This is a genomic window from Pseudomonas sp. 22072, from assembly GCF_052046095.1.
Taxonomy (GTDB): Bacteria; Pseudomonadota; Gammaproteobacteria; order Pseudomonadales; family Pseudomonadaceae; genus Aquipseudomonas; species Aquipseudomonas paracarnis.
Genome location: NZ_JBQEQE010000007.1, coordinates 134,792 through 145,941, shown reverse-complemented (window position 1 = coordinate 145,941; position 11,150 = coordinate 134,792). Strand labels below are relative to the sequence as shown.

The 11,150-nt window shown below is 60.5% G+C and carries 9 protein-coding genes; all 9 read right to left on the bottom strand.

The features are described from left to right. Positions 1 to 126: 126 nt before the first annotated feature. The 9 genes from aceA to ACTJLA_RS09800 all read right to left on the bottom strand — a co-directional run bounded on the left by aceA (position 127) and on the right by ACTJLA_RS09800 (position 10,754). The gene (gene aceA / locus ACTJLA_RS09840; RefSeq protein ID WP_003174717.1) at positions 127 to 1,452 is read right to left on the bottom strand and encodes an isocitrate lyase; all 1,326 of its coding nucleotides are present in this window, start codon (positions 1,450 to 1,452) and stop codon (positions 127 to 129) included. A 493-nt stretch (positions 1,453 to 1,945) separates the two neighbouring features. Next, complete coding sequence (locus ACTJLA_RS09835) at positions 1,946 to 2,683, bottom strand: secretin N-terminal domain-containing protein (protein ID WP_014718909.1); 738 nt, start codon at positions 2,681 to 2,683, stop codon at positions 1,946 to 1,948. 227 nt (positions 2,684 to 2,910) lie between these two features. Next, positions 2,911 to 3,333 carry a GNAT family N-acetyltransferase gene (locus tag ACTJLA_RS09830; protein ID WP_003192105.1) on the bottom strand — a complete coding sequence of 141 codons (423 nt, stop codon included), beginning with the start codon at positions 3,331 to 3,333 and terminating at the stop codon, positions 2,911 to 2,913. Further along, on the bottom strand, positions 3,326 to 4,492 hold the full coding sequence (locus ACTJLA_RS09825) for a cupin domain-containing protein (RefSeq protein ID WP_314546245.1): 1,167 nt from the start codon (positions 4,490 to 4,492) through the stop codon (positions 3,326 to 3,328). Before ACTJLA_RS09825 ends, ACTJLA_RS09830 begins: the two co-directional genes overlap by 8 nt. A gap of 84 nt (positions 4,493 to 4,576) precedes the next feature. After that, positions 4,577 to 5,947: an adenylosuccinate lyase gene (gene purB, locus ACTJLA_RS09820; protein ID WP_014718906.1), complete on the bottom strand. Its 1,371-nt coding sequence runs from the start codon at positions 5,945 to 5,947 to the stop codon at positions 4,577 to 4,579. A gap of 125 nt (positions 5,948 to 6,072) precedes the next feature. Beyond that, positions 6,073 to 6,696 carry a high frequency lysogenization protein HflD gene (gene hflD / locus ACTJLA_RS09815; protein ID WP_003192101.1) on the bottom strand — a complete coding sequence of 208 codons (624 nt, stop codon included), beginning with the start codon at positions 6,694 to 6,696 and terminating at the stop codon, positions 6,073 to 6,075. Continuing rightward, complete coding sequence (mnmA, locus tag ACTJLA_RS09810) at positions 6,693 to 7,817, bottom strand: tRNA 2-thiouridine(34) synthase MnmA (RefSeq protein ID WP_054917266.1); 1,125 nt, start codon at positions 7,815 to 7,817, stop codon at positions 6,693 to 6,695. The genes hflD and mnmA overlap by 4 nt, the downstream gene beginning before the upstream one ends. A gap of 59 nt (positions 7,818 to 7,876) precedes the next feature. Next, positions 7,877 to 8,323 (bottom strand): NUDIX hydrolase, encoded by a 447-nt coding sequence (locus ACTJLA_RS09805; protein ID WP_294196279.1) that lies wholly within the window; start codon positions 8,321 to 8,323, stop codon positions 7,877 to 7,879. 205 nt (positions 8,324 to 8,528) lie between these two features. Next, the gene (locus ACTJLA_RS09800) at positions 8,529 to 10,754 is read right to left on the bottom strand and encodes an NADP-dependent isocitrate dehydrogenase (protein WP_314546252.1); all 2,226 of its coding nucleotides are present in this window, start codon (positions 10,752 to 10,754) and stop codon (positions 8,529 to 8,531) included. Between the last annotated feature and the right edge of the window lie 396 nt (positions 10,755 to 11,150).

Below are 11,150 nucleotides of genomic sequence, written 5' to 3'. Positions count from 1 at the left end.
AGCTCCCACCATTGATTTTCGGTGATTCCTAGGCAAAAAAAACGCCCCGAACCAGTCGGGGCGTGATTGTTGCGCGGCACTGCGGTTAGGTCTTCCGTGGGGCCGCAGTGGCCGTGTACGCGGTACTTAGTGGAACTGCTCTTCTTCGGTCGAACCGGTCAGCGCGGTCACGGACGAGGTGCCGCCCTGGATCACGGTGGTCATGTCGTCGAAGTAACCGGTGCCCACTTCCTGCTGGTGCGCCACGAAGGTGTAGCCTTTGGCGGCGTCAGCGAATTCCTGCTCCTGCAGCTTCACGTAGGCTGTCATGTCGTTGCGGGCGTAGTCGTGCGCCAGGTTGAACATGCTGTGCCACATGTTGTGAATGCCGGCCAGGGTGATGAACTGGTGCTTGTAGCCCATTGCCGACAGTTCGCGCTGGAACTTGGCGATGGTCGCGTCGTCCAGGTTCTTCTTCCAGTTGAAGGAAGGCGAGCAGTTGTAGGACAGCAGTTGGTCCGGGTATTCCTTCTTGATCGCTTCGGCGAAGCGACGGGCTTCGTCCAGGTCCGGCTTGGCGGTTTCGCACCAGATCAGGTCGGCGTACGGCGCGTAGGCCAGGCCGCGGGCGATTGCCTGGTCGAGGCCGGCGCGCACTTTATAGAAGCCTTCCTGGGTACGCTCGCCGGTAACGAATGGTTGGTCGTACGGGTCGCAGTCCGAGGTCAGCAAGTCTGCCGCGTTGGCGTCGGTACGGGCCAGGATGATGGTCGGTGTGCCGGCAACGTCAGCGGCCAGGCGGGCAGCGGTCAGCTTCTGCACGGCTTCCTGGGTCGGTACCAGTACCTTGCCGCCCATGTGGCCGCATTTCTTCACTGACGCAAGCTGGTCTTCGAAGTGCACGCCGGCAGCGCCTGCTTCGATCATGCTCTTCATCAGCTCGTAGGCGTTGAGTACGCCGCCGAAACCGGCCTCGGCATCAGCCACGATTGGCGCGAAGTAGTCGATGTAGCCTTCATCGCCTGGGTTCTTGCCGGCTTTCCACTGGATCTGGTCGGCACGACGGAACGAGTTGTTGATGCGCTTGACCACGGTTGGCACCGAGTCCACCGGATACAGCGATTGGTCGGGGTACATGGATTCAGCGGAGTTGTTGTCCGCTGCCACTTGCCAACCGGACAGGTAGATCGCCTGGATACCGGCTTTTACCTGCTGGACTGCCTGGCCGCCAGTGAGGGCGCCCATGCAGTTGACGAAATCTTTGTCGGGACGGAAAGAAGGCTTGGCACCCTGAGTGACCAGGTTCCACAGCTTCTCGGCGCCGAGTTTTGCAAAGGTGTGCTCAGGTTGGACCGAGCCACGCAGGCGGACGACGTCAGCAGCGGAATAAGCGCGGGTCACGCCTTTCCAGCGTGGGTTTTCAGCCCAGTCTTTTTCAAGGGCTGCAATTTGCTGTTCGCGTGTCAGTGCCATGGGGAAAAACCTCGTCGCGTCTTGTTTGAAGTATCCGTTTGCCAGCCCGGCATTCGTTGCCTGGGTAGGGTTGCTCGCTGACCAGAAGCTTTGGTGTTCAAGTCAAATCTGACGGAGGTAGGCGACGGTATGAACGATGGGGCTCAAGGGGGAGTTGAGCAGGTAAGGGCAAACTGCGAACGGTCTTCGGGCGTCGTGGGCCTTTGTACGATCCATCAGTGTGTAGCCGGGTTACCTGGTTGGCTTCCGTCCCTCGGGACAACTTCGTTCCAGTCGCAACCAACGTCAAACACACCTTGTGGGCGGTACAGACACGAATCGGCTCAGGTGGGTAGCTTAGAGCGGCGATCCGAAGGCCCTTGCCAGGGCCCCTGATTAGCGGGAGCGAGGCCATCATGCCCATGCTTTTTTGGCTCGTCAAATGTTTTGTAGTGCTTTTCTTAAGGCACTACATCTTTAGTCTAATGCGACTTGCCAGTCAGTTTTTGGTGCCTCAGTTCAGGGTGTCGACCTTGACCCGCAAAGTCAGGTCATCGCGGCCCTGAGTAGAGTAGCTGCGGGTTGTAGAGGATTTGTCCGCCTGGGTTTCACGATTGATGCCGGCCAGGGGGATCCATTCGCCCAGGCGGCCGCTGACGGTTGTGTCGGTGCTTTGCACGTTCACTACATCGGGACGTTCCTGGCTCATGCGGTCACGGTTGGTACTGATGGCCAAGTGGACGGTCTCGCCGGTGACGCTGGCGGTCACGTAAAAACCCTGGGTGACGTTGCGATACTGGGTCTGGTTTTGCAGGCGGCCATAGCTATCCTGTTGCGTGGTGGTCAGCGGTACGCTCTGGCCGACCTGGATCAGCGCGGGCACGCCTTCGCTGGCCTGGATCTGCTGCACGCCACCGTCGCGGCTGGCAGTGCCGTAGCTGATGATGCGGGTCTGGCTGTCACCGCTGTTCTGTTGGTTGTTCTCGTTGGTATCGACGGTGATCAGCAGGCGTTTGGCCGGTGTATCCAATTGGCCGAGCAGTGCGCGCAAGCCCTCGATCCTGGCGGGCTCAGCGTTAACGATAAGCTGGTTGCCGTAGGCGCTGACGGTGCCGTCCTTGCCAATGAAGTTCTGCGCCACGGGCAGCAGGTCGGCGCTGGTGCGGTTGTTCAGGTTGACGACTTCAGTGGCGGCCATGGCGCAAGCGCTGACGGTCATCACGAGGGCGGTGAGCAGGGTGCGTAGGGACATGTCCGTTATCTCTGCGAGTCATTTGCTTGATAGTGCCAGTTTGTCGGCCTGGTGGGTCGCAAGTTGAATCGTAGACGGCAAAATGCCCTGGCAGGCAGGGCATTTTGTGGTGTTGCTGAAATAGCTATCGCAGGCAAGCCAGCTCCCACACTTGAGCGTATTCCAGGGATGTGCTCGGTCAGCTGTGGGAGCTGGCTTGCCTGCGATAAAGGCGATGCGGGCTTGAATCAGCCCTCGCGCACCATATCCACATGCGGAATCCCGACCTCAAGAAACTCATCGCTGACGATCTTGAAACCCAGTCGCTCATAGAACGGTGCCGCATACACCTGCGCACTCAGGAATTGCCTGGTCTGGCCGCGTTTCACGGCCTCGCCAATTACTGCCTCCATCAGCTTGTCGCCGACTTTCAGTCCGCGCCAGTCCTTGAGCACCGATACCCGACCGATCTCGCCGCTGGGCAGCAATCGAGCGGTGCCAATCGGGAAGTCGCCTTCGTATGCAAGAAAATGCATGGCGCCGGCATCGTCCGCGTCCCACTCCAATTCAGGCGGGACCGATTGTTCAGCGATGAATACCGCTTCACGAATGCGCCGAATCTCGTCGATATCCTTTCGCCAGTCCGCGACACTTACGTGAATTTTATTCATCCGCGAACCCCAGGCTGCCTTGCTTGACCAGTTCGCACAGTAGGTCGCGACCGTCTTCGTCGGCCAGCCACTCGCCCAGGTTTTCGCTGTGCAGTGCATCGGCCGAGCACACCAGCTTCAACAGTTCACGCAGTTTGCCCGGCAGGTAACGGCTCTGGCCGCTGGCGAACAGCAGTACGTCGTCATCCACTTCGGACCAGGCCAGGCGTGCGCTCGGGTTGCGCACCAGGATCGCGCCGTCTTGCAGGCTGTTGATGAAGTCTTCTTCGCCCAACTCTTCACCGGCCACCAGTTCCGGGTAGCGTGGCTCGGTCATGAACTGGCCGAACCAGGTCAGCAGCATGCGCTCATCGCTCATGTGCTCGGCGAGCAGGCCCTTGAGGCGGTCCAGTGCGTCGCCCTGGATCTGGTGTGGGTCGCTGACCGGCTGGGCGTCGGCGTCGGTGTAGCGCTCTTCGTCGGTCAGGTACTGGCTGAGGAAGTCGGTGAAGTGGGTCAGCACTTCAGCGGCGCTCGGTGCACGGAAACCTACGGAATAGGTCATGCAGTCGTCTTCGGCAATACCGAAATGGGCCAGGCGCGGCGGCAGGTAGAGCATGTCGCCCGGTTCGAGCACCCATTCGGCGCTTTCTTCGAATTCGGCGAGGATGCGCAGGTCGGCGTGTTGCAGCAACGGGCTTTCGGAATTGCACATCTGGCCGATCTTCCAGTTGCGCTTGCCCTGGGCTTGCAGCAGGAACACATCGTAGTTATCGAAATGCGGACCGACGCTGCCACCCGGCGCGGCGAAGCTGATCATCACATCATCGATACGCCAGCTCGGCAGGAAGCGGAAGTGCTCCAGCAGCTCAGCCACCTCCGGCGCGAACTGGTCGACTGCCTGCACCAGCAGGGTCCACTCGCGCTCGGGCAGGGTGCTGAAAGCGTCTTCGGCGAACGGGCCGCGACGCAGTTCCCACGGGCGCTCGCCGTGTTCGATCACCAGGCGCGACTCGACTTCTTCTTCCAGGGCCAGGCCTGCCAGTTCGTCGGCGTCGATCGGGCTTTCGAAGTCAGGGATGGCCTGGCGGATCAGCAGCGGTTTTTTCTGCCAGTAGTCGCGCAGGAATTCCCGTGCCGTGATGCCGCCCAGAAGTTGAAGAGGGATATCAGGATTCATGTGTAACCTATTGAAAAAAAGCACTTTTAAGACAGGAATAAAAACGCCCGGCGCGGCCGGGCGTCTCAAAGGAGCTTGCTTGGATCAGATGCGCTTGGCTTGTTCTACAGCGTTGCCGATGTAGTTGGCCGGGGTGAGCAGTTTCAGCTCGGCCTTGGCTGCGGCTGGCATGTCCAGGCCGTCGATGAAAGTTTGCAGCGCTTCGGGGCTGATGCCCTTGCCGCGCGTCAATTCTTTCAGCTTCTCGTAGGGGTTTTCGATGTTGTAGCGGCGCATTACGGTCTGGATCGGCTCGGCCAATACTTCCCAGCACGCGTCCAGGTCAGCGGCAATTTTCTGCTCGTTGAGCTCCAGCTTGCTGATGCCTTTGAGGCTGGCTTCGTACGCGATCACGCTGTGGGCAAATCCGACACCGAGGTTGCGCAGTACGGTGGAGTCGGTCAGGTCGCGCTGCCAGCGGGAGATCGGCAACTTGCTGGCCAGGTGCTGGAACAGGGCGTTGGCGATACCCAGGTTGCCTTCGGAGTTTTCGAAGTCGATCGGGTTGACCTTGTGCGGCATGGTCGACGAACCGATTTCGCCTGCAATAGTGCGCTGCTTGAAGTAGCCCAGGGAGATGTAGCCCCAGATATCGCGATCGAAATCGATCAGGATGGTGTTGAAGCGTGCAATCGCGTCGAACAGCTCGGCGATGTAGTCGTGGGGTTCGATCTGCGTGGTGTAGGGGTTGAAGCCCAGGCCCAATTCGTCTTCGATGAAGGCGCGGGCGTTGGCTTCCCAGTCGATCTCAGGGTAGGCCGACAGGTGGGCGTTGTAGTTGCCTACAGCGCCGTTGATCTTGCCCAGCAATGGCACGGCGGCGACTTGGGCGATCTGGCGCTCCAGGCGGTACACCACGTTGGCCAGTTCTTTGCCCAGGGTGGTCGGCGAGGCCGGCTGGCCGTGGGTGCGCGACAGCATCGGCACGGCAGCGAAACGGATCGCCAGCTCGCGGATGGCTTCGGCGGTCTGGCGCATCAGCGGCAGCATCACGTCATCACGGCCTTCGCGCAGCATCAGGGCGTGGGACAGGTTGTTGATGTCCTCGCTGGTGCAGGCAAAGTGGATGAACTCGCTGACCTGGGCCAGTTCCGGCAGTTGGGCCGCTTGCTCTTTGAGCAGGTATTCGATGGCTTTGACGTCGTGGTTGGTGGTGCGCTCGATCTCTTTCACACGCTCGGCGTGCTCCAGGGAGAAGTTTTCCGCCAGGGTGTTCAATACAGCGTTGGCCTCGGCGGAAAACGCCGGCACTTCGCTGATGGCGGGGTGAGCGGCCAGGCGCTGGAGCCAGCGCACTTCAACCAGGACACGGGCACGGATCAGGCCGTACTCGCTGAAAATAGGGCGCAGGGCCTGGGTTTTGCCGGCGTAGCGGCCGTCAACAGGGGAAACCGCAGTGAGCGAAGAGAGCTGCATGGGGTGTTCTCGGACAGTCGGGCAACGAAATGGGGCGCGTATCATACATGAAAAAATCCGCCGGTCCGTCGCCAACTGACCGGCGTATTACGCGTAATGGCTTGAAAACAGCCTGCTGGTGCGACTTATTCGTTGCGCATCAACGGGTAAAGCTCTTTGAGCAATTTGCGTCGGCTGATCACCAACTGCCAGCGATGACCGCCCAGTTGGCGCCACAAGCGTGCCGAACGAATACCGGCCAGGAGCAGGGCGCGGATTTTCGACGCGTTGTTGGGTTGCTGCAGGTTACGCATGTCGCCATGCACCTGGATGCGCTGGCGCAGGGTGCTCAAGGTGTCCTGGTACAGCGCACCACAGGCGGCGATCACGTTTTCGTGGGCCGGGCCGAAGTGTTCTACCTGGGACTGGATCTGCGGCAGGCGCTTGCCGATGGTGTCCAGCAGGTCGTCGCGCTTGGCCAACTGGCGCTCAAGGCCGAGCATCGACAGGGCATAACGTAGCGGCTCGCGCTGCAAAGTACTGGGGTCGCGCTCCAGGGCGCCGATCAGGGCGCGATAGCCTTCACGCAGGGCCAGGTCGTCGCCGCCGTAAACCTCAAGGGTGTCCTTGGGGTCGCGGATCAGCAGGCTGCCGAGCATGCAGGTCAGGCCGGCTTCAGTGACCTGGCCGGTCTTGGCGATCTTGTCCACCAGTACCGCAGCGAGAAAGACACCGCCAAGGGCTGTCAACTGCTCCTGGGTCGGGCTCATGCCGGGTTGCTCCAGGCTTGCGCGACTTCAATCACGCCGCCGCCCAGGCAGATCTCGCCGTCATAGAACACCACGGACTGGCCAGGGGTGACCGCGCGTTGCGGGTCATCGAAGGTGGCACGGTAGCCGGTGGCGGTCTTTTCCAGGGTGCAGGGCTGGTCGCTCTGGCGATAACGCACTTTGGCGGTCAGGCGGCGCGGGGTGCTCAGGTCGATAGGGTTGACCCAATAAATCTCGGAAGCGAGCAGGGCGCCGGAGAACAGCAGCGGGTGCTCGTTGCCCTGGCCGACCACCAGCACGTTGTTTTCCAGGTCTTTGACCAGCACGTACCACGGCTCAACACCTGCGTCTTTCAAGCCGCCGATGCCCAGGCCCTGGCGCTGGCCGATGGTGTGGTACATCAGGCCGTGGTGGCGGCCGATCACTTCACCCTCGGTGGTCTTGATCTCGCCCGGTTGCGCCGGCAGGTATTGCTTGAGGAAGTCGCTGAAGCGTCGCTCGCCGATAAAGCAGATACCGGTGGAGTCTTTCTTCTTGGCGGTGGCCAGGCCGTGTTTCTCGGCAATCTTGCGCACTTCCGGTTTTTCCAGCTCGCCGACCGGGAACAGAGTCTTGGCGATCTGTTCACCGCCCACGGCGTGCAGGAAGTAGCTCTGGTCCTTGTTCGGGTCCAGGCCCTTGAGCAATTCGGTGCGGCCATCGATATCGCGACGGCGCACGTAGTGGCCGGTAGCTATCAGGTCGGCGCCGAGCATCATGGCGTAGTCGAGGAAGGCCTTGAACTTGATTTCGCGGTTACACAGGATGTCCGGGTTCGGCGTGCGGCCGGCCTTGTATTCGGCCAGGAAGTGCTCGAACACGTTGTCCCAGTACTCGGCGGCGAAGTTGGCGGTGTGCAGCTTGATGCCGATCTTGTCGCACACGGCCTGCGCGTCCGCCAGGTCGTCCATGGCGGTGCAGTATTCGGTTCCATCGTCTTCTTCCCAGTTCTTCATGAACAGGCCTTCCACCTCATAACCCTGCTCCATGAGCAGAACGGCGGAAACGGAAGAATCCACGCCGCCGGACATGCCGACGATGACGCGCTTCTTTTGTGTGTCAGAAGGGGCTGGATCACGCATAGGGTTTCAACGGGTGTCTTGAAAAAGGACGCGATTCTATCAGGCCCGAGCCGCTAAGGCTAAAGAGAAGGGCGGATCAATTCGAGACTGTGCCTGTGGCCGGCCAGATAATCATCGATGCAGCGGATGATCAGCTCGCTGCGCCAGTCGTCGCGCACGGCCATCAACTCGTCACGGGTCAACCAGCGGGCGCGCAGGATGCCTTCGTCAAGTTGATATTCCGGGTGGTGTTTCAGTGCCTTGGCGATAAAACAGACCCGTTGGTAGGTCACGCCATTGCTCGGGGCGGTATACAGGTAGATGCCGACGATGCCGGTGGCTTCCACGTCCCAGCCGGTTTCTTCCAGGGTTTCGCGCACGGCGGCTTCGGTCAGGGTTTCATTCGGGTCCAGATGGCCGGCGGGCTGGTTGAGCACGGCGCGGCCGCCCTTGAGTTCTTCGACCATCAGGAAGCGGCCGTTGTCTTCGACGATGGTGGCGACGGTGATGTGAGGTTGCCAGGTCATGGGAAGTCTCTTGGGATGCCCCGCGGTCTTCGGGCAGGATTGCGGGCAATGTGGGAGCTGGCTTGCCTGCGATGACNGTAGCTGACCCACCGCTATCGCAGGCAAGCCAGCTCCCACATTCTATTGGGTTTCTTCAGTTAAATCGGTGGCAGTCCGAAACAGAAACCCCGGCACTGGGCCGGGGCTTCTTCGCATCCTTACAACCTTACTTCAACTTGGCAATCGCCGCATTGAGGGTGTTGCTCGGGCGCATGGCTTTGCTGGTCAGCTCAGGGTTCGGCGCGTAGTAGCCGCCGATGTCCACTGGCTTGCCCTGTACGGCGTTGAGTTCGGCAACGATGGTTGCTTCGTTCTCGGCCAGGGTTTTGGCCAGTTCGCCGAACTGCGCTTGCAGTGCAGCGTCTTCGGTCTGGGCAGCCAGGGCCTGGGCCCAGTACAGCGCCAGGTAGAAGTGGCTGCCGCGGTTGTCGATGTTGCCGACTTTGCGCGATGGCGACTTGTTGTTGTCCAGGAACTGGCCGGTAGCCTGGTCCAGGGTCTTGGACAGTACCAGGGCTTTCGGGTTGTTGTACGTCACACCCAAATGCTCAAGGGACGCGGCCAGGGCCAGGAACTCGCCCAGGGAATCCCAGCGCAGGAAGTTTTCTTCCAGCAGTTGCTGCACGTGCTTGGGAGCCGAACCGCCAGCGCCGGTTTCGAACAGGCCACCGCCATTCATCAGCGGCACGATCGACAGCATCTTGGCGCTGGTGCCCAGTTCCATGATCGGGAACAGGTCGGTCAGGTAGTCGCGCAGTACGTTGCCGGTCACCGAGATGGTGTCCAGGCCCTTGCGGGTGCGCTCCAGGGTGAACTTCATCGCATCGACCGGGGCCATGATGCGGATGTCCAGGCCTTCGGTGTTGTGGTCTTTCAGGTAAGCCTGAACTTTCTCGACCACTACGCCATCGTGGGCGCGCTGGGGGTCCAGCCAGAAGATGGCCGGGGTGTTGCTGGCGCGGGCACGGTTGACGGCGAGCTTGACCCAGTCCTGGATCGGAGCGTCTTTGGTCTGGCACATGCGGAAGATGTCGCCAGCTTCGACGTTCTGTTCCATCAGCAGGTTGCCCTGGCTGTCGGTGACGCGGACAACGCCGTCAGCCTTGATCTGGAAGGTCTTGTCGTGGGAGCCGTACTCTTCGGCTTTCTTAGCCATCAGGCCAACGTTTGGCACGCTGCCCATGGTGGTTGGGTCGAAGGCGCCATTGGCCTTGCAGTCTTCGATGACCGCCTGGTAGATGGTGGCGTAGCAGCGATCCGGGATCACAGCCTTGGTGTCGTGCAACTGGCCGTCGGTGCCCCACATCTTGCCGGAGTCACGGATCATCGCTGGCATCGAGGCGTCGACGATGACGTCGCTTGGCACGTGCAGGTTGGTGATGCCTTTGTCGGAGTTGACCATCGCCAGGGCAGGGCGAACGGCGTAGACCGCCTGGATGTCGGCTTCGATCTGCGCTTGCTGGTCGGCCGGCAGGGCCTTGATGCGAGCGTACAAGTCGCCGATGCCGTTGTTCAGGTTGAAGCCGATCTGTTCCAGCACGGTCGCGTGCTTGGCCAGGGCGTCTTTATAGAACTCGGCAACGATCTGGCCGAACATGATCGGGTCGGAGACCTTCATCATGGTGGCTTTCAAGTGAACCGACAACAGCACGCCTTGCTTCTTGGCGTCTTCGATTTCAGCGGCGATGAAGCTGCGCAGGGCTTTCTTGCTCAGCACGGCGGTGTCGATGATTTCGCCGGCCTGAACGCTGGTCTTTTCCTTCAGGACGGTGGTGGTGCCGTCCTTTGCGACCAGCGCAATTTTGACCGCGTCAGCGGTTTCGATCTGCACGGCTTTTTCGCTGCCGTAGAAGTCGCCGTTGTTCATGTGGGCAATGTGCGACTTGGAGTCGGCAGCCCAGGCGCCCATCTTGTGCGGGTGCTTGCGTGCATAGTTCTTGACCGACAGCGGTGCGCGACGGTCGGAGTTGCCTTCGCGCAGTACCGGGTTCACGGCGCTGCCCTTGACCTTGTCGTAACGTGCACGGGTTTCTTTTTCCGCGTCGGTGGTTACGGTTTCAGGGTAGTCCGGCAGGGCGTAGCCCTGGGCCTGCAGTTCCTTGATCGCGGCTTGCAGCTGCGGGGTCGAGGCGCTGATGTTGGGAAGCTTGATGATATTGGCTTCAGGCGTAACGGCCAGGTCGCCCAGTTCGGCGAGGTGGTCCGGGATGGCCTTGGTGCCCAGTTGCTCGGGGAAGCTTGCGAGGATGCGCCCGGCGAGGGAAATGTCGCGGGTTTCCACGGCAATATCAGCGGAAGCGGTGAAGGCCTCTACGATAGGCAGCAGTGAATAGGTGGCGAGGGCTGGGGCTTCGTCGGTGAAGGTGTAGATGATCTTCGAGCGGGTGGGCATATTCGGATTAACTCTCTTCTTTGCTGAAAGCGTGCGCAGAAACTCGAGATGCGCCGGGTAGAGCGCGTTCGTTCAAAGTCATCCATGAGCGAAATGTCGAAGTTTCTTCGCGGTGATGTTGGTTTGCATCAGTCGAGCGTCAAGCGGGTGGGCTATGGTAATAGTCCGGCTTTCTGGCGAAAGGCTACGTTCTAGAGCGGTCCGCCGTCGTGACTCTTTGGTCAGCGGCGGCATTATACATAGGTCGCTATGCTTACGCTGAGCCTTCATACAAAAGGGGGCTCGTCCATTGGTCTAAAGGTCGCAGGTGCGTGGGGTGGTGAGATGTGCTCAAGATTGGCGCTTTTCCCTTTGCTTTCAGGCTTGTAGGCCACCAAATGTGCTGTTTTCGATGCA

Bases quoted from the DNA above. Each gene is read 5' to 3' on its own strand.
- mnmA (WP_054917266.1), bottom strand. From the start codon at position 7,817: ATGCGTGATCCAGCCCCTTCTGACACACAAAAGAAGCGCGTCATCGTC.
- purB (WP_014718906.1), bottom strand. From the start codon at position 5,947: ATGCAGCTCTCTTCGCTCACTGCGGTTTCCCCTGTTGACGGCCGCTAC.
- hflD (WP_003192101.1), bottom strand. From the start codon at position 6,696: ATGAGCCCGACCCAGGAGCAGTTGACAGCCCTTGGCGGTGTCTTTCTC.
- ACTJLA_RS09830 (WP_003192105.1), bottom strand. From the start codon at position 3,333: ATGAATAAAATTCACGTAAGTGTCGCGGACTGGCGAAAGGATATCGAC.
- ACTJLA_RS09805 (WP_294196279.1), bottom strand. From the start codon at position 8,323: ATGACCTGGCAACCTCACATCACCGTCGCCACCATCGTCGAAGACAAC.
- ACTJLA_RS09835 (WP_014718909.1), bottom strand. From the start codon at position 2,683: ATGTCCCTACGCACCCTGCTCACCGCCCTCGTGATGACCGTCAGCGCT.
- ACTJLA_RS09825 (WP_314546245.1), bottom strand. From the start codon at position 4,492: ATGAATCCTGATATCCCTCTTCAACTTCTGGGCGGCATCACGGCACGG.
- aceA (WP_003174717.1), bottom strand. From the start codon at position 1,452: ATGGCACTGACACGCGAACAGCAAATTGCAGCCCTTGAAAAAGACTGG.
- ACTJLA_RS09800 (WP_314546252.1), bottom strand. From the start codon at position 10,754: ATGCCCACCCGCTCGAAGATCATCTACACCTTCACCGACGAAGCCCCA.